Annotated in this window: 13 protein-coding genes; 6 read left to right on the plus strand and 7 right to left on the minus strand. The window is 71.8% G+C overall.

The annotated features are described in order from the left end of the window. Nucleotides 1-7: 7 nt before the first annotated feature. Together hydA and ACR3IO_RS10235 are read right to left on the minus strand one after the other, a co-directional pair. Nucleotides 8-1,444 carry a dihydropyrimidinase gene (hydA, locus tag ACR3IO_RS10230; RefSeq protein WP_434071088.1) on the minus strand — a complete coding sequence of 479 codons (1,437 nt, stop codon included), beginning with the start codon at nucleotides 1,442-1,444 and terminating at the stop codon, nucleotides 8-10. 12 nt (nucleotides 1,445-1,456) lie between these two features. Then, nucleotides 1,457-2,305, minus strand: coding sequence for a nitrilase-related carbon-nitrogen hydrolase (locus tag ACR3IO_RS10235; protein ID WP_434071089.1), 849 nt, complete (start codon nucleotides 2,303-2,305; stop codon nucleotides 1,457-1,459). Nucleotides 2,306-2,564: 259 nt separating this feature from the next. Here ACR3IO_RS10235 and ACR3IO_RS10240 point away from each other — a divergent pair, with 259 nt between their 5' ends. Beyond that, nucleotides 2,565-3,974: a PLP-dependent aminotransferase family protein gene (locus ACR3IO_RS10240; RefSeq protein WP_434071090.1), complete on the plus strand. Its 1,410-nt coding sequence runs from the start codon at nucleotides 2,565-2,567 to the stop codon at nucleotides 3,972-3,974. A gap of 37 nt (nucleotides 3,975-4,011) precedes the next feature. Further along, complete coding sequence (locus ACR3IO_RS10245; protein ID WP_434071091.1) at nucleotides 4,012-5,091, plus strand: DNA polymerase IV; 1,080 nt, start codon at nucleotides 4,012-4,014, stop codon at nucleotides 5,089-5,091. A gap of 146 nt (nucleotides 5,092-5,237) precedes the next feature. Here ACR3IO_RS10245 and ACR3IO_RS10250 read toward each other — a convergent pair whose 3' ends face one another. Beyond that, on the minus strand, nucleotides 5,238-9,311 hold the full coding sequence (locus tag ACR3IO_RS10250; RefSeq protein WP_434071092.1) for an HYR domain-containing protein: 4,074 nt from the start codon (nucleotides 9,309-9,311) through the stop codon (nucleotides 5,238-5,240). A 159-nt stretch (nucleotides 9,312-9,470) separates the two neighbouring features. Here ACR3IO_RS10250 and cofD point away from each other — a divergent pair, with 159 nt between their 5' ends. The 4 genes from cofD to ACR3IO_RS10270 all read left to right on the plus strand — a co-directional run bounded on the left by cofD (nucleotide 9,471) and on the right by ACR3IO_RS10270 (nucleotide 13,354). Then, complete coding sequence (gene cofD / locus ACR3IO_RS10255; RefSeq protein ID WP_434071093.1) at nucleotides 9,471-10,481, plus strand: 2-phospho-L-lactate transferase; 1,011 nt, start codon at nucleotides 9,471-9,473, stop codon at nucleotides 10,479-10,481. Between the two features lie 107 nt (nucleotides 10,482-10,588). Continuing rightward, the gene (locus ACR3IO_RS10260; RefSeq protein ID WP_434071094.1) at nucleotides 10,589-12,592 is read left to right on the plus strand and encodes a metallophosphoesterase; all 2,004 of its coding nucleotides are present in this window, start codon (nucleotides 10,589-10,591) and stop codon (nucleotides 12,590-12,592) included. Nucleotides 12,593-12,641: 49 nt separating this feature from the next. Then, nucleotides 12,642-13,115, plus strand: coding sequence for a hypothetical protein (locus tag ACR3IO_RS10265; RefSeq protein WP_434071095.1), 474 nt, complete (start codon nucleotides 12,642-12,644; stop codon nucleotides 13,113-13,115). Between the two features lie 38 nt (nucleotides 13,116-13,153). Further along, entirely contained in the window at nucleotides 13,154-13,354 is a 201-nt protein-coding gene (locus ACR3IO_RS10270) for a hypothetical protein (protein ID WP_434071096.1), read from the plus strand. 220 nt (nucleotides 13,355-13,574) lie between these two features. On the opposite strand, the gene ACR3IO_RS10275 is transcribed toward ACR3IO_RS10270, so the two are convergent. The 4 genes from ACR3IO_RS10275 to ACR3IO_RS10290 all read right to left on the minus strand — a co-directional run bounded on the left by ACR3IO_RS10275 (nucleotide 13,575) and on the right by ACR3IO_RS10290 (nucleotide 16,905). Next, nucleotides 13,575-13,922 (minus strand): hypothetical protein, encoded by a 348-nt coding sequence (locus ACR3IO_RS10275; protein WP_434071097.1) that lies wholly within the window; start codon nucleotides 13,920-13,922, stop codon nucleotides 13,575-13,577. Then, the gene (locus ACR3IO_RS10280) at nucleotides 13,922-14,764 is read right to left on the minus strand and encodes a hypothetical protein (RefSeq protein WP_434071098.1); all 843 of its coding nucleotides are present in this window, start codon (nucleotides 14,762-14,764) and stop codon (nucleotides 13,922-13,924) included. The genes ACR3IO_RS10275 and ACR3IO_RS10280 overlap by 1 nt, the downstream gene beginning before the upstream one ends. Nucleotides 14,765-14,842: 78 nt before the next feature. After that, nucleotides 14,843-15,706, minus strand: coding sequence for an amidohydrolase family protein (locus tag ACR3IO_RS10285; RefSeq protein ID WP_434071099.1), 864 nt, complete (start codon nucleotides 15,704-15,706; stop codon nucleotides 14,843-14,845). After that, a complete protein-coding gene (locus tag ACR3IO_RS10290; protein WP_434071100.1) occupies nucleotides 15,703-16,905 on the minus strand; it encodes a CaiB/BaiF CoA transferase family protein in 1,203 nt (400 codons plus the stop codon). The genes ACR3IO_RS10285 and ACR3IO_RS10290 overlap by 4 nt, the downstream gene beginning before the upstream one ends. Nucleotides 16,906-16,939 lie beyond the last annotated feature (34 nt).

Genomic DNA, 16,939 nt, shown 5'->3' on the forward strand with positions numbered 1-16,939 from the left:
CGCTGGCTCAGATGAGGTACTGGCTGAGGCCCCGCTTGAGGTACTTCCCGTCACCCTTGGCGCCGAGGTACTCGTCGCCGTCGACGACGACCTTGCCCCGGGAGAGCACGGTGTCGACCTTGCCGTCGATCTCGTATCCCTCCCAGGCGGAGTAGTCCATGTTCATGTGGTGCGTCTTGCCGAGGCCGATCGACGTGTGGCCGTTCGGGTCGTAGACGACGATGTCGGCATCCGCCCCGGGCTGGATGACGCCCTTGCGGCCGTAGAGGCCGAACATGCGCGCGGGCGTGGTGCTCGTGAGCTCCACCCACCGCTCGAGCGTGATCTCGCCGGTCACGACGCCCTGGTACATGAGGTCCATGCGGTGCTCGATCGAGCCGATGCCGTTCGGGATCTTGCGGAAGTCGCCGAGGCCGAGCTCCTTCTGGTCCTTCATGCAGAACGGGCAGTGGTCGGTCGAGACCATCTGCAGGTCGTTCGTGCGCAGGGCCTGCCACATCGAGTGCTGGTGACCCTCCTCGCGGGAGCGCAGCGGCGTCGAGCACACCCACTTCGCGCCCTCGAACGATCCCCATTCGGGTCCGGATGCCCCGAGCTGGTCCTCGAGCGAGAGGTAGAGGTACTGCGGGCAGGTCTCGCCGAACACGTTCTGGCCCTTGTCGCGCGCCCAGGCGAGCTGCTCGACGGCCTGCTTCGCGGACACGTGCACGACGTAGAGGGGAGCGCCCGTGAGCTTCGCGAGCATGATCGCGCGATGCGTGGCCTCCTCCTCCATCTCCCAGGCGCGGGCGATGCCGTGGTAGTACGGGTCGGTGTTGCCGGCGTCGACGAGCTGCTGGGCGAGCACGTCGATCGCGGGCCCGTTCTCGGCGTGCATCATCGTGAGCATGCCGCTGTCGCGGGAGACCTGCATTGCCTTCAGGATCTGCGCGTCGTCGGAGTAGAAGACGCCCGGGTAGGCCATGAAGAGCTTGAAGCTCGTGATGCCCTCGTCGGGCAGCCGCTTCATCGCAGCCAGCGAGTCGGCGTTCACGTCGCCCACGATCTGGTGGAAGCCGTAGTCGATCGCGCAGTTGCCCGCGGCCTTCTCGTGCCACGCGGCGAGGCCGTCTTCGAGGCGCTGCCCGTAGGTCTGCACGGCGAAGTCGATGATGCTCGTCGTGCCGCCGTGGGCCGCGGCCCTCGTGCCGGTCTCGAACGTGTCGGATGCCTCGGTGCCGCCGAAGGGCAGTTGCATGTGCGTGTGCGCGTCGATGCCGCCCGGGATCACGTACTTGCCCGTGGCGTCGATGACGCGGTCGACGGATGCCGCGACATCCGTGCCGAGCAGCATGCTGCCCGGTTCGAGCACGGCGCGGATCGTCTCGCCGTCGATGAGCACGTCGGCCGCGGCGCGCCCGGTGGCGCTGACGACGGTGCCGCCGGTGATGAGGGTGGTGGACATGGCGGCTCCTCCTTACGGCTTCGCGATCTGGGTGTAGGAGTCGGGGCGACGGTCGCGGTAGAACTGCCAGTCGTCGCGCATCTGCTGCACCATGTCGAGGTCGAGGTCGCGCACGAGCAGCTCCTCGTGCTCGCTCGAGCCCCGCTCGCCGACGAAGTTGCCGCGCGGGTCGATGATCTGGCTCGTGCCGTAGAAGTCGACCGCGAGGTCGCCGTACTCGTTGTCCTCGCGGCCGACGCGGTTCGGCTGCAGCACGTAGTAGCCGTTCGCGACCGCGGCGCACGGCCCCTCGACCTCCCAGAGTCGGTTCGAGAGACCGGGCTTCGTGGCGTTCGGGTTGAACACCATGTGCGCGTCGTTCAGGCCGAGCTCGCGCCAGCCCTCGGGGAAGTGCCGGTCGTAGCAGATGTACATGCCGACGCGGCCGACGGCCGTGTCGAAGACGGGGTAACCGAGGTTGCCCGGCCGGAAGTAGAACTTCTCCCAGAACCGGTCGAGGTGCGGGAGATGGTGCTTGCGGTACTTGCCGAGGATCGTGCCGTCGGCGTCGACGAGCACGGAGGTGTTGTAGTAGACCCCGGTCTGCGCCTCCTCGTAGATCGGCAGCACCATGACCGTGCCGAGCTCCTTCGCGAGGTCGGCGAACCGCTGCACGATGGGCCCCTCGGCCGATTCGGCGAAGCGGTAGTACTTCTGGTCCTGCGTGATCCCGAAGTACGGGCCGTAGAACAGCTCCTGGAAGCAGACCACTTGGGAGCCCTGCGCCGCCGCGTCCCGCGCGAACTGCTCGTGCTTGTCAAGCATCGAGTCCTTGTCGCCGGTCCAGGTCGTCTGCGTGATGGCCGCTCGGACGATCGTCATGAATGTCTCCTGAGTCGGTCGGCACCGTGGCCGTTCACTCGAGGACCGCCTGGCGTGTTGCTCGTGTCAGGTGTTCACCGGGTGCTGCTGCGACGCCGAGGTGTACCGATTGAACTGCCGTTGGAACTGCCGTCGTTCTGGCCGAAGGTGGGCTTGTGGCCCGTTCTGTTATTGTTCGGCGTGAACATTTCTCTTGTGTTTCACTCTGTGACGTTGTGGTTACTTATCTTGTCCCTTGCTCTACGAGGAGGCAATGGTGGTGTCAAGTGAACGTGTGGATGCCGCACAGCTGATCTCGCACGCGAAGTTCCCCGATGCGTCGCCCCGGGCCATCGCCGGGGAGATCGCCCGGCTGGTGAACTCCGGCGAGCTCGGCGCCGGCGAGCGCCTGCCCACCGTGCGCGACCTCGCCGCCGCCCTCGGCGTGAGCCCCGCGACGATCAGCCAGGCCTGGCAGGCGCTCGCGCGCGCCGGCCTCATCGAGTCCCGCGGTCGCGCCGGGAGCTTCGTCCGCGGCGCGGCATCCGCTCGCCTCGCCCCGCGCATGCGCGGCATGGCGGCCCCCGACGACCCCGTGCGGCTCGACCTCTCGCGCGGCACGCCCGATCCCCTGCTGCTGCCCGCCCTCGGACCGGCGCTCTCGCGCGTCTCGGCACGCGCCGAGACGGGCAGCTACCAGGCCGAGCCGGTGATCCCGGCGCTCGCGCGCGTGCTGCGCGACTCGTGGCCGAGCGACGCCGAGCAGATCATGGTCGTCGACGGCGCGCTCGACGCGATCTCGCGCACGCTCGAGCAGGTCGTGCGCTTCGGCGATCGAGTCGTCGTCGAGAGCCCCGGCTTCCCGCCGTTCCTCGACCTGCTCGAGGTGCTCGGCGCGACGCCCGTGCCCGTGCGGCTCGACGGCGAGGGCATGCGGCCCGACGCCCTCGCCGCGGCGCTCCGGCAGCGTCCGGCCGCGCTGCTCCTGCAGCCCCGGGCCCAGAACCCGACCGGCGTCTCGATGACGCCCGCCCGCGCCGAGGCGCTCGCCCGCGTGATCGAGGCGGCCGAGCGCGTCGACGGACTCATCGTGATCGAGGACGACCACTCGGGCCTCATCTCGATCGAGGGCGACGTGACCCTCGGCGCCTGGCTGCCCGACCGCGTGGTGCACGTGCGCAGCTTCTCGAAGTCGCACGGCCCCGACCTGCGCATCGCCGCCCTCGGCGGGCCCCGCGACCTCGTGGAGCACATCGCCGGGCGACGCATGCTCGGCCCGGGATGGACCTCGCGCATGCTGCAGACGATCCTGCTCGACCTGCTCACCGACGGCGCGTCGATCGATGCCGTCACCGAGGCCCGACGGCAGTACTACACGCGGCAGCGCACGCTCGGCGACGCGCTCCGCTCCCGCGGGGTCGCCGCCGCCCCGGCCGACGGCATCAACCTGTGGATGCCGGTGCTCGGCGAGCGATCGGCCCTCGTGCAACTGGCCGCCGCGGGCATCCGCGTCGCGGCGGGCACGCCGTTCCTCGCCGCCTCCGATGCGACGGATGCCGCGAACGGCATGCGCCAGCGCACGGGCGGCGACTACGTGCGCGTCACGGTCGGCGCCGTGCGCGGCGACGTCGATCCGGTCGCCGACGACCTCGCCTCCGCGGCATCCCACCTGGTGGCCGGCGGCTACTGACCTCGCCGACGGGCGCGCGACGCGGCAGACTGGTCGGGTGAGCCAGGGCGCCACGAGCTGGGTACTGCACGTCGACCTCGATCAGTTCATCGCGGCCGTCGAGGTGCTGCGGCATCCGGAGCTCGCGGGCAGGCCGCTCATCGTCGGCGGCCGCGGCGACCCGAGCGAGCGGGCCGTGGTCTCGACCGCGTCGTACGAGGCGCGCGAGTTCGGCGTCGGCTCGGGCATGCCGCTGCGCATCGCGGCGCGCAAGGCGCCGGACGCCGTGATCCTCCCCGTCGACCACGACGCGTACACCGCGGCATCCGTCGCCGTGATGGCGACCCTGCGGACGCAGCCGGGCGCGACCGTGCAGGTGCTCGGCTGGGACGAGGCCTTCGTCGGCGTCGACACCGAGGATCCCGAGGGCTACGCCGCGCGGCTGCAGCGGGCCGTGCTCGAGCGGACCGCGCTGCACTGCAGCGTGGGCATCGGCGACACGCTCGTGCGCGCGAAGGTCGCCACCGGGTTCGGCAAGCCGCAGGGCGTGTTCCGCCTGACCGCCGAGAACTGGCTCGAGGTCATGGGCGAGCGCCCCACGATCGACCTGTGGGGCGTCGGCTCGAAGATCTCGCGACGCCTCGCGGGCCTCGGCATCGGGACGGTCGCCGAACTCGCCGCCGCGGACCCCGAGGACCTGGTGCCCGAGTTCGGCCCCCGGATGGGCCCGTGGTACGCGCAGCTCGGTCGCGGCGAGGGCGAGCGCGTCGTCGACGACACGCCCTGGGTGGCCCGCGGTCACAGCCGCGAGACGACGTACCAGATCGACCTCGTGGGCCCAGAGGAGGTCGACGCCGCGATCCGAGAGCTCGCCGCCCGAGTGCTCGAGGACGTCGCGGCCGAGGGCCGTCCCGTCGTCGGGCTGGAGCTCAAGGTGCGCTACGCGCCGTTCACCACGAAGACCTTCACGAAGCGCATCACCGAGACGGGCGACCACGCCGTCGTGCTCGAGCGGGTGCTCGACCTCGTCGGCCGCATCGAGGCGGGCCGGCCGATCCGCCTGCTCGGCCTGCGCGCCGTGATGGCCATGCCCGACGACGCGCGCGACGGGCACTCCCCGACCCGCAGCGGGTGGTGACGGCGGCTCCGGGCCTGCGCTCGATCGCGGCGCGCGGCGACGGCGCGGACGCGAATGGTCGGGATTCGGCCGCCATTGCGACCCTTCGCGTCCGCGCCGCGCTCGTGTCAGCGTCGCACTCGCGTCGGCGGAGGATGCGCGCCGGCTCAGGACGCGCGCCGGTGCCGGGCGACCCTCGCGGCCACGGCTCCCGCGAGCAGCAGCAGCGCCGCGATCGCGAGCCAGCCCGACGGGTCCACGCCGGTCGACGCCATGCCGCCGGTCGCGCCGCCCGCGGTTCCGCCCGAGCCGCTGCCGCCGGCCCCGCTGCCGCCGGGATCGCTCCCGGGCGGTGTGGCGGGCGGTGTCGTGGGCGGCGGCTCCTCGCCCTCGTTCACGGTGATGGTGAACGAGTCGGAGACGACGGCGAACAGCACGATCTCCTCGGGCGGCGCCGAGTCGGTCGCGGTGCACGTGACCGTCGTCACGCCGATCGGGTAGAGGTCGCCCGAGGCGTGGTCGCACTCGATCGTGATCGGGTCCACCCCGCCGGTCGTCGTCACGGCCGGGTAGTCGACGTTCGCACCCGGCTCGCCGGGCTCGGCGTCGACGACGATGTCATCGGGCACCTGGATCGCCAGCGGGTCGGGCGCGACGAGCTCGTCGAGGATCGTGACCGTGGCCGAGGCATCCGACACCACGATCGTGAATCCGGCCGGCGGCGAGGCGGGCGGGGTGACGGTCACGGTGTACTGCTCGCCCGGATCGGGGAGCAGGTCGGCCAGCGCATCGACCGTGACGTCGACGGATGCCGCATCCGCCGGGATCGCGATCGTCACGCCGGCGAGCGCGGTGTAGTCCGCGCCGCTCGTCGTCGCTCCCACGGGCGCGGTCGACACGGTCACGTCGAACGCCGGGTGGGTCGCCGGCGACACCGTGATCGGCACGGCGCCCACGGCGCCCTCGGCGACGGAGGCGTCGGTCGGCAGCGCGAGCTGGATCTCGGTGGGTTCCGGCGGCAGGTCGTCGTCGGTGATCGTCACCGTCGCCGAGTCGTCGGAGATCGTGAGGTCGAATCCCTCGGGGAACGGGGGCGAGGCCGGCACCCCGTCGATCGAGACCGTGTAGGTCTCGCCGGGGTCGACGTCGAGGTCCTGCAGCGCGTCGACCGGGATGTCGATCGAGGCCGCGTCGGCCGGGACCGCGAACGTCTGCGCGGCGATGGCCGTGAAGTCCGGCGCACTCGTCGGCGGAACGGCCGTCGTCGAGACGGTCACGGCGAACTCCGGATGCGTCGCGGGCGTCACCAGGATCGGCACGGTGCCGGCCGCGCCCTCGGCGACCGCGGCATCCGTCGGCATGGCGAGGTCGATGGTCGTCGGCTCGGGCGGCACGTCGGTGATCGTCACGCTCGCGAGATCATCGGAGGACGACAGCGCGAACCCCGGCGGGTCCGCGGCCGGCAGCGTCAGCAGGACCGTGTAGGTCTCGCCCGGATCGGCGTCCGAGTCGGTCAGCGCGTCGATCGTCAGGTCGACGGTCGCGGCATCCGCCGGCACCGTGACGACGACGTCGGTCAGCTCGGTGAAGTCCACGCCGCCGACCGACGCGGGCCCGTCGGTCGTCGAGACCGTGAGGTCGAACGCCGGATGCTCCGCGGGAGACACGTCGATCGGGATCGTGCTCGTCGTTCCCTCGACGACCGTGCCGTCCTCGGGCAGGGTCACGTCGACCGGGATGTCGTCGGGCGGCACGTCGGTGATCGTGACGGTCGCCGACGGATCCGAGACGACGAACGTGAATCCGGGCGGCGGCGTCACCGGGGGCGTGACCGTCACGGTGTACTGCTCGCCGGGGTCGGTGACGCCGTCGGTGAGCGCGTCGACGGGCACGTCCACCGACGCGGCATCCGCGGGCACCGAGATCGTGAACGAGGAGAGCGCGGTGTAGTCCGCACCGCTCGTGGTCGCGCCGACCGGCGCGCTCGTCACGGTCACGTCGAAGGCGGGGTGCACGGCGGGCGCGAGGACGATCGGCACCGTCCCGGCGGTCCCCTCGGCGAGGGTCGCATCGGTCGGCATGCTGAGGTCGAGGTCCGTCGCGTCGGGCGGCACGTCGGTGATCGTCACGCTCGCGAGGTCGTCGGAGGACGACAGCGCGAACCCGGGCGGGTCGGCCGCGGGCAGCTCGAGCATCACGGCGTACGTCTCCCCCGGATCGAGGTCGTCGTCGGCGAGCGCGTCGATCGGCACGTCGACGGAGGTCGCATCCGCCGGCACCGTGACCACGAGGTCGGTCAACTCCGTGAAGTCGACGCCGCCGACCGAGGCCGGTCCGTCGGCCGTCGAGACCGTCACGTCGAAGGCGGGGTGCACCGCGGGGGAGATCGCGATCGGGATCGTGCCCGTCGCGCCCTCGGCGACGACGCCGTCGTCGGGCAGCGTGACGTCCACCTCGGTGGGGGCGACCTCGTCATCCGTGATCGAGACGAGCGCGGCCGGATCCGACGACGTGAGCGTGAACCCCGGCGGGTCCTCCGCGGGCAGGGTCGCGACGACCGAATACGACTCACCCGGGTCGACGAGCAGGTCCTGGAGCGCGTCGACGGGGATCGAGGCGTCCGTCGCGTCCTCGGGGATCGACACGGTCACGCCCGACACGGACGTGTAGTCGGCATCCGGGGTCGTGCCGGGCGACGGCGCCGTCGACACGGTGAGGTCGAACGCGGGGTGCGTCGCGGGCGAGATCGAGACGGGCACCACGTCGGTGCCGCCCTCGGGGATCGTGACGTCGGTCGGCAGCGTGACGTCGACCTCGGTGCCGTCGCCGACCTGGACGACGACCTTCTCGATCGTCGGCACGTCGTTCGTGTCGAGGTCGAAGCCGAAGAAGGGCAGCTGGATGCCGTACGGCTGGTCGCCGAAGTAGTGCAGCGGGAGGCCGTTGTTGCCGAGGTCGCTGACCATGAAGCGCACCGTGCACGTGGCATCCGTCAGGGCGCCGGCGTGGAACTCGACCTCGTCGAGCGCGTAGTTCAGCGCCTCCAGGGCGTTCAGCCCGCTCACGACGCCCGCGAACGCGCTCGTCGGGTCCGTCGGGTTGCCCGTCGCGAACGGGAGGTTCTCGACCTCGTCGGGAATCGCCTCGAAGATGCCGTCGACCACGAGCTCGCGGTTCGCCAGGTACTCGACGTACTCGGGATTGGTGTCGTTCGGCGGATCGGGGGCGAGGCCCATGTCGATCGCGCCCGTGATGAGCTGCTCGAGGTCGTCGCCGATCGTGAACGGCGACGCGCGCATCGAGAACTGGCCGCAGTCGGCCCACGCGATGAGCAGCCACTCGTCGCCCGGCCCGTCGAGCGTGTCGTTCCCGTCGTTCTCGTCGTTGTCCTCGTCCTCGACGAGCCAGTCGTCGCCCGGCGGCGTGGTGAGGCTGAGGAACTGCGGATCGGGCGAGGCCGGGTCGACCTCGACCACGGCGCCCGGCACGGTGACCTCGGGGAAGCCGTTGATCTTCTGCACCCGGATCTCGATGCCGACGTCGACGTTGCCGAGGGCGGGGTCGCCCGGGCCGAGGAGCACCTGCAGCGTCTCCGCGTTGGAGCCGTTGTAGTAATACGGGTCGTCGGCCGTCCCGTCGTCGTCCTCATCGGTGTCGGGCACGTACACCAGCGTCGCGAGCGCGGCGTTGACCTGCGCGGTGGTGCCGATGAGGGCCACGCTGGGGGCCGGGAGGTCGCTCAGCTCGTACTTGTCGCGCTCGAGCGCGCCGTCGGCGAACTTCAGCACGTCGAACGGGCTGTCGCCGTCGTCCTCCTGCGTCGGCAGCGGGTCGAAGGTGAGCGTGCCGTGCGAGACCGAGAGCTGCACCGCGGTGCATCCGCCCTGGTTCCAGTCGGGCGCCGCCATCGCGCACCCCACCTCGCCCGACTCGATCTCGATGGTGCGGATGTCGTCGGAGATCAGGTCCGTGCCGCCGTCGAAGGGGAGCTCGCCCTCGGGGATGACCGTCGGGAACCCGTCGGGGATGCTCACCGGCAGCGACCCGGCCGGCGCCATGTAGAGGCGCGTCGGCGGCTCGACGAACGACGGCGCCGCGGCGTGCGCGGGCGCCACGACCGAGAACAGCACGAGGGCGGATGCCGCGACGACGGCGCCGGCGGCCCCGGCGAGCGAGCGGATGCCGCGCAACGACGACCGACGCGACGCGTCGGCGGCCCGGTGTGGTCTTCGGTCGTACATCCGGCCCTCCCCAGGGACTGGCTGTGCGGGGAACATGCAGGGATCCCACCCCGAGACAAGCAGGACGCCACGCGAGCGTCAAGAGGATTCCTCAGGTTGGTGCGCCCGGGGTGCACCCAGTTCGGGGGGCGGCATCCGCGTGCCGCATAGGCTTGCCGGGTGCGGATCACAGTGCTCGCGGGCGGCGTCGGAGGATCGCGCTTCGTGCGCGGAGTGCGTGAGGAGTGCGCCAGGCGCTGGCCCGACGGCGCGGGCGGCACCGCGGCATCCGTGACCGTCGTCGTCAACACCGGCGACGACATCTGGCTCTCGGGCGTGCGGCTCATGCCCGACTTCGACTCCCTGCTCTACTCGCTCGCCGGCGTCAACGACACCGAGCGCGGCTGGGGCCGCGCGGGCGAGACCGAGCGCGTGTCGGCCGAACTGCGCGAGTGGGGCGTCGGCTGGCCCTGGTTCACGCTCGGCGACCTCGACCTCGGCACCCACCTCGCCCGCACCGTCTGGCTGCGCGAGGGGCTCACGCCCTCGCAGGTCGGCGAGCGCCTGCAGCGGCGCTGGCCGCTCGGCGTGCGACTCATCCCGGCGACCGACACCGAGGTCGACACGCACGTGCGCGTCGCCGACCCCGAGGCATCCGATGAGCGCGAGATGCACTTCCAGGAGTGGTGGACGAGGTACCGCGCGACGCTGCCCGCCCTCGCGTTCCGGCAGCAGCACATCGCCGACGCCCGCCCGGCGCCCGGCGTCGCCGAGGCGATCGCCGACGCCGACCTCGTGCTCATCGCCCCCTCGAACCCGGTCGTGTCGATCGGCACGATCCTGGCCGTGCCCGGCATCCGCGAGGCCCTGGCCGCCACGGCCGCACCCGTCGTCGGCGTCTCGCCGATCATCGGCGGCAAGGTCGTGCGCGGCATGGCCGACGCATGCCTGCCCGCGATCGGCGTCGAGACGAGCGCCGAGGGCGTCGGCCGCCACTACGGGGCCCGCGCGCAGGGCGGCCTGCTCGACGCGTGGCTCGTCGACGAGACGGATGCCGCCGCCGCGGCCTCGCTCACGGCCGACGGCCTGCCCGCGGCATCCGCCCCGCTCTGGATGCACGACCTCGACACCTCGGCCGCCCTCGCCGGCGCGTCGATCGACCTCGGACTCGGCAGCACCCCGGCGAGCTGACGCGCGGCGCCCGGCGCACGTCCCCTCCACTGGGTTCTTGACGCCGAGGGGTCGACGGAGCAGACTCCGGCCAGACCCGACGCGCGACCCCGGAAGGGGGCTGAGACATGCGCTTGCAGTCGTCCTCGAAGGAGGGCGGGCGGCTGACCCGGGCCGTCGCGCTCGGAGCGCTCGCGGTCCTCGTCCTGGGCACCCTCGCCCCCGGAGCGGCGAACGCCGCCGAACCCGCCGGCGCGGTGCTCGTCGCTCCCGCCGACGGTTCCACCACGTCCACGGCCGCGCCCACGCTGCAGGTCACGGCCTCCGACCCCGACGGCGGCCAGCTGTCGGTCGCCTTCGAGGGGCGCGTGAAGGGCACGACCGTGCCGACGCCGGCCGACGACGACCCGTTCACGATCGTCGCGATCCCCGACACCCAGAACTACACCTACCTGAACCGGCAGGGCACCATCCTCCAGCAGTCGCAGTGGGTCGTGAACACGAAGCCGCTGCTCGGCACGGCCTTCGCCGTGCACCTCGGCGACCTCGTCAGCGAGTACACGAACGCCACCCAGTGGGGGCACGTGTCCGCCGGCCTCGCCCCGCTCGACGCCGCGGTGCCGAACAGCGTCGTTCCCGGCAACCACGACTTCGACAACGCCACCGGCGCCGTCGGCCCGTACGACACGTGGTTCCCGCCGCAGCGCTACGCGAACGCTCCATGGAACACGGCGACGACCCGGTACGGCGGATACCTCGGCCAGAACCAGTTCGGCGCGGATCCGATCGATCGCCGCAACATGGACAACTACGCGCTCTTCACCGCGGGCGGCCGCGACTTCCTCATGCTGAACCTCGAATGGGAGGCGCCCCAGTACGCGCTCGACTGGGCGCACCGGGTGCTCGCCGCCCACCCCGACCGCATCGTCGTCATGTCGACGCACAGCTTCATCAACATCAACGGCAACCGGCGCACGACGGCCGAGCGCCCCGGCGGCACCTCGACCGCGGCCATGTGGACGAACTTCGTCAGCACGCACTGCCAGATCCGGCTCGTGCTCAGTGGACACGAGCACAACGGGAACGCCGGCGAGGCCCGCCGCACCGATGCGAACACCTGCGGCCAGCCGGTGCTGCAGATCATGACCGACTACCAGGACCGGCCCAACGGCGGCGACGGCTGGCTGCGCACCTACACCTTCGATCCGACCGCCGGCACGATGACCGCCGCGACCTACTCCCCCAAGCTCGACCAGTACGAGACCGATGCCGACTCGGCCTTCACCGAGCCGTTCCCGCTCGCCGGCGTGCAACCGGCACCCTTCACCGCGATCGGGACGACGACGGTCGCCTCCGGCGCGCAGGCCTCGAAGGCCTGGACCGGTCTCGCCGCAGACACCCAATACGAGTGGCGCGCCGTCGTGAGCGACGGAACGTCGTCGACGGTCTCGCCGACGTGGTCCTTCCGGACGCCGCCGCCTCCGCCGCCGTCCGAACTCGCACGCGACACCTTCACCCGCACCACGACCTCGGGCTTCGGCACCGCGACCGTCGGCGGAACCTGGGTCGTCGGCGGCACGATCGCGAACACCTTCGTCGACGGCTCCGCCGCCGTGTTCCGCTCACCCACCGCAGGACGCGGCCAACACGCCTACCTCTCCACCGTCTCCAGCACCGACACCGACCTGCGAACCAGCGTCAAGATCGACAAGACCCCCGGCGGATCCGGCCTCTACCTCCTGATCATCGGCCGCCAACTCTCCCTCAACAACGACTACCGCGCCAAGCTCCGCCTCAACGCCGACGGATCCACCGCCCTCTACCTCACCCGACTCGTCGCCGGCACCGAGACCACCCTGCCCTGGACCACCCTGCCCGGCACCTACCAACCCGGCACCAGCCTCAACATCCGACTCCAGGTCACCGGCACCGCCCCCACCACCATCCGCGCCAAGGTCTGGCCCACCACCCAGACCGAACCCACCGCCTGGCAGGTCCAGACCACCGACAACACCACCGCCCTCCAAGGCCCCGGCACCATCGGCCTCGCCCACTACACCTCCAGCTCCACCCCCACCACCAGCCTCCCCATCCAGATCTCCTGGAACGAGATCACCGCCGTGAAGCCCTGACGCTCGCTCGCCCTTCATCTCCGGGTCGAGGGCGGATAACGTTGCCCGCATGGCGTACTTCTCCGAAACCCGCCACGACCTGCTCGACGGGGTCGCCCGGGAGTTCCTGCACCTGACCCCTCGCGGTCGACGGCTCGTCGCGATCGAGGGCGCCGACGCGGCACGGGCCGCGCGGTTCGCCGACGACCTCGCCGGCGCCCTCGAGGCGCAGGGCCAGGTGGCGGCCCGACGGTCGCTCGGCGACGTCGACGAGGCGACGCTGCGGGCCGAGACCGTCGAGCCGTTCCGGGCCGGCACCCTCGAGGGCGCGGGCGACCCCGACACCGTGCTCGTCGTCGACGGCCGACGCCTGTTCAACGAGAAGGTGCGCGGCATCTGGCACTTCACGGTCTGGGTGCTCGAGGGCGACGAGCTGCCGCACGCGGGCGTCAACGTCATCGTCGACGCGACCCTCGACTCGCAGCCCAAGCGGTTCTTCTACGACTACTGCGCGCTGCCGCCCAGCGTGGGCGAACTGCGCTGATCGGCATCCGTCCCGAGTCCGCCCCCGACGCCGAGGCCGTGGCGGCCCTGCACCTGGCCGCGTTCGGCGAGCACGGCGCCGTGGTGAACGCGATCGTGCACGACGTGCGACCGACGATCCCCGACCTCGGCGGATGCTCGTTCGTCGCGGAGGACGGAGGCGGCGTCCTCGTCGGCCACGCCATGTTCACGACCAGCATCCTCGACGCGCCCGCGCGGCTCGTGCCCGCCCCGTGCTGAGTCCGCTCGCCCGGAACCCGATGCCGGCCCGCCGTCGCCGGCCCGCGGCATCCGCTCGAGAGGCGATCCCACGCCCGGCGCGGGTGGGCTCGTCCTCGCAGAACGCGGTGCCGGAGTGCCCGAGTGCCGGAGTGCCGGAGTGCCGCCGGTTCGTGGATCGTCACCCCCGCCCCGCCCGGCGATCAGCTGAGCGCCCGACGATCAGCTGAGCGCCCGACGATCAGGGGATGTAGTCGACCACCCCGTGCGGGGCGACCGCGGCACGGTACCGCTCGACGAGCTCGCGCCACCCCGACTCGGGCGTGAACTCGTGGGCGTGCACCGCCTCGGTGAAGTGCCACAGCAGGTACGGATGCGCCCCCAGCACGTAGAGCGCCTCGAAGTCGCGGGCGGCGAACGCAGCCCGCTCCTCCTCGGTCAGGACGCGGTCGTCGGTCGCGCCCTCGGGACCGCCGCCCTCGCCGAGCCAGCGATCGACGGAGGCGGCCGGGTCGGCCACGTACTCGGCGACGAGCGCATCGGAGAGCTCGACGAAGCGCATGAACTTGTCGATCATGTAGCGGGTCATCAGCGGGTCTCCCACAGGAAGAACGGACTCGACGCGAACCGCGACTCCGTCACGTCGGCGTAGTCGGCGGGGCGACCGCCCATCGCGGCGAGCGCGGCCACGGCATTGAGGTACTGGTAGGTCATGCAGCCGGCGTCGAGCAGGCGGTCGAAGTCGCTGCAGACGCGGATTGCGCCGTCGAGGTCGCCGTCGCGCATCCACGCGGCCGCGGCACGGTCGAACTCGGGGTCGGGGGAGCCCGCGAAGGTGCGCGGACCGCCGACGTCGTTCGCCATGTGGCCCGAGGTGAGCAGGGCCACGCGGGCATCGGAGTCCCACCCCTCCACCGCGGAGCGCACGTGCTCGCCGAGGGCGATGAAGCGGCGCACCGAGGGCACCGGCGGCATCGAGGCGTTCGTGTGGATCGGCACGACCGGCACGTCGAGTTCGGGGCGCACGTACTGCAGCGGGATCACGAAGCTGTGGTCGAGCCGCCACTCGAGGCTCACCGAGAGGTCGATGGTCTCGGGCTGCACCCGGCGCCCGGTGATCTCGTCGGCGAGCTCCCGGTGCCCCTCGAGCTCGACGTACTCCATGCCGAAGGTGCGCACCTCGTTCTCCCAGGTGCCGTGGTACGACTCCGCCTTGCCGACGACGAACGCCGGGGAGTGGTCGTACGAGAACTGCCGCAGGTGGTCGGTGCCGATCACGATGACCACGTCGACGTCGTGGTCGGCGAACGACTGCCGGAACCGGGCGAAGTTCGCCGCGACCCCGGCGAGGTCGTCGGGCATCGGGTCGCGCATCGCGCGCCAGAGCAGCGGGTTGTGCGGCGTGGCCGCGGCGAGCACGAGCTCGGCCATCGGTCCTCCGTTTCCTCGGGGTGTGCGGGTTCTCGGGGTGTGCGGGTTCTCGGGGTGTGCGGGTTCTCGGGTGCGGGGTCAGAGCCCGAACAGGGTGCGGGCGTTGTCGAGCAGGATCTTGCGGCGCGACTCGGGCTTCATCCCGAGTTCGTCGAACTCGCTCATCCACCGGTCGGCGGTCATCACAGGCCAGTCCGAGCCGAAGAGCACCCGGTCGGTGATGAGGGAGTCGGCGTAGCGCACGACCTCGGGCGGCAGGTACTTCGGCGCCCAGCCCGACAGGTCGAGGTAGACGTTCGACTTGTGCCAGACCATGGCGAGGTTCTCGAGGTGCCAGGGCCACGCCGGGTGCGCGCTGATGATCTTCAGCTCGGGGAACTCCGCGGCGACGTCGTCGATGTAGGGCACCGGGCGGGCGTTCTCGAGGCGGTAGCCGCCCCCGCCCGGCGTGCCGGCGCCGGCGCCCGGGAAGCCGGAGTGGAACATCACGACGAGCCCGAGCTCGGCGCACGTCTCCCAGATCGGGAAGAACCGGCGGTCGTTCGCGAGGAACTTCTGCCGCGACGGGTTCAGCTCGCCGATGCCCTTGATGCCGTACTCGGCGTGCATGCGCCGGATCTCGGCGATCGCGGCCTCGCCCTTCCACGGGTCGATGCCGGCGAACGCGAGGAACACGTCGGGGTGGTCGGCCTGCGCCTTGCCGAGCAGGTCGTTCGGTGCGCCCTTGATGCCCGAGGTGGTCTCGGAGTCCGAGTTCACGATGACCGCCATCATCCGGCGGTCGCGGTACTGGTCGGCCTGTTCGGCGAAGCTCACGACCGGGCGCTCCCGCCCGAAGTGCTTCGCCATCTGCTGGTGCCGCTGCCCCATCGCCGCGAGGAACTCCTCGGTCTGCGGGTGGGTGTGCACGTCGATGGCGACGAGGTCGTCGATGCCGCTCATGCGCCGGCTCCTTCGGTGATCGGGGCGGATGCCGCGGCGGTCCCGCCGAGCACGGTGCCGTTGTCGGCGCCGAGCTGCGGCGCCGCGCGCAGCACGGGCCGCCCGCTGCGGTGGAACCGCGTGCTCGGCACGGGGACGCGGAGGGCGCCGCCGTCGGGTCCGGCGATCTCCTCGACGAGTCGCATGGAGGCGACCTGCGGGTCGTCGAAGAGGTCGGCGACGGTGTTCAACGGCCCGTGCGGGATGTCCGCCGCCGCGAGGCGGTCGAGCCAGTGCTGCCGCGGCATCCGCTCGGTGACGGCCTTGAGCTCCACGTCGAGCGCGTCGTAGTTGCGCACACGCGCCTCGCGGGTGGCGAAGCGGGGATCGGATGCCAGGTCGGGTCGCTCGAGCACCGCGACGAGGCCCGTCCAGAACTTCTCAGGCACCGACATGTGGATCACGAACGCGCGGCCGTCGGAGCCGACGCACGCGTAGGCCTGGGCGCGGCGCGGCCGGGAGTCGGGCCCGGCGACCTGCCCGGTCTCGAGGTACGTCGAGGCCGCCTCGGTGAGGAAGTCGATGAGCGAGCCGACCATGGACACCTCGAGGTGCTCGCCCTCGGCACCGGGGCGGGCGCTCCTCGCGTGCAGGGCCGCGAGCACCGCCTGCGAGGCGGACATGCCCGAGAGCAGGTCGGAGAACGCGGGCCCGAGCGGACGCAGCGTCTCGGCGGGCACGACCTGGCTGTACATGGCCCCGACGGCCGAGATCACCGTGTCGTACGCCGGGCGCTTCGCGTACGGCCCGTCGGCGCCGAACCCGGTGATCGAGCAGGTGATGAGCCCGGGATTGAGCCCGTGGAGCACGTCGGGTCCGAAGCCGAGCCGTGCGGCAACGCCCGGGCGGAAGTTCTCGATGAGCACGTCGGCCGTGCGCGCGAGCTCGAGCAGCTCGGCGAGGCCCTCGGGCGACTTGAGGTCGAGGGTGACGGCGCGCTTGCCGCGGTTGTAGGCGGAGAACTGCGGACTCATCGTGCCGCTGCCCTCCCACCGCCGCATGGGGTCACCCTCGGGCGACTCGACCTTGACGACCTCGGCGCCGAGGTCGGCGAGCAGCTTCGCGGCGTACGGGCCGGAGATGTACTGGCCGAGCTCGATGACGCGGATGCCGGTCAGCGGGCCCCGGGTCTCGCGCGTGCCGTCGGCGGTGGAGCTCATGGGGTCTGGTCCTCTCGGTCGTGCGGGCGGTGCG

This window comes from Agromyces sp. Marseille-Q5079 (assembly GCF_051016555.1).
Classification (GTDB): Bacteria; Actinomycetota; Actinomycetes; order Actinomycetales; family Microbacteriaceae; genus Agromyces.

What these genes read in the sequence shown, in the direction of transcription:
- hydA (WP_434071088.1), bottom strand. Translation starts at nt 1,444, where the DNA reads ATGTCCACCACCCTCATCACCGGCGGCACCGTCGTCAGCGCCACCGGG.
- ACR3IO_RS10235 (WP_434071089.1), bottom strand. Translation starts at nt 2,305, where the DNA reads ATGACGATCGTCCGAGCGGCCATCACGCAGACGACCTGGACCGGCGAC.
- ACR3IO_RS10250 (WP_434071092.1), bottom strand. Translation starts at nt 9,311, where the DNA reads ATGTACGACCGAAGACCACACCGGGCCGCCGACGCGTCGCGTCGGTCG.
- ACR3IO_RS10260 (WP_434071094.1), top strand. Translation starts at nt 10,589, where the DNA reads ATGCGCTTGCAGTCGTCCTCGAAGGAGGGCGGGCGGCTGACCCGGGCC.
- ACR3IO_RS10265 (WP_434071095.1), top strand. Translation starts at nt 12,642, where the DNA reads ATGGCGTACTTCTCCGAAACCCGCCACGACCTGCTCGACGGGGTCGCC.
- ACR3IO_RS10275 (WP_434071097.1), bottom strand. Translation starts at nt 13,922, where the DNA reads ATGACCCGCTACATGATCGACAAGTTCATGCGCTTCGTCGAGCTCTCC.
- ACR3IO_RS10280 (WP_434071098.1), bottom strand. Translation starts at nt 14,764, where the DNA reads ATGGCCGAGCTCGTGCTCGCCGCGGCCACGCCGCACAACCCGCTGCTC.
- ACR3IO_RS10285 (WP_434071099.1), bottom strand. Translation starts at nt 15,706, where the DNA reads ATGAGCGGCATCGACGACCTCGTCGCCATCGACGTGCACACCCACCCG.
- ACR3IO_RS10290 (WP_434071100.1), bottom strand. Translation starts at nt 16,905, where the DNA reads ATGAGCTCCACCGCCGACGGCACGCGCGAGACCCGGGGCCCGCTGACC.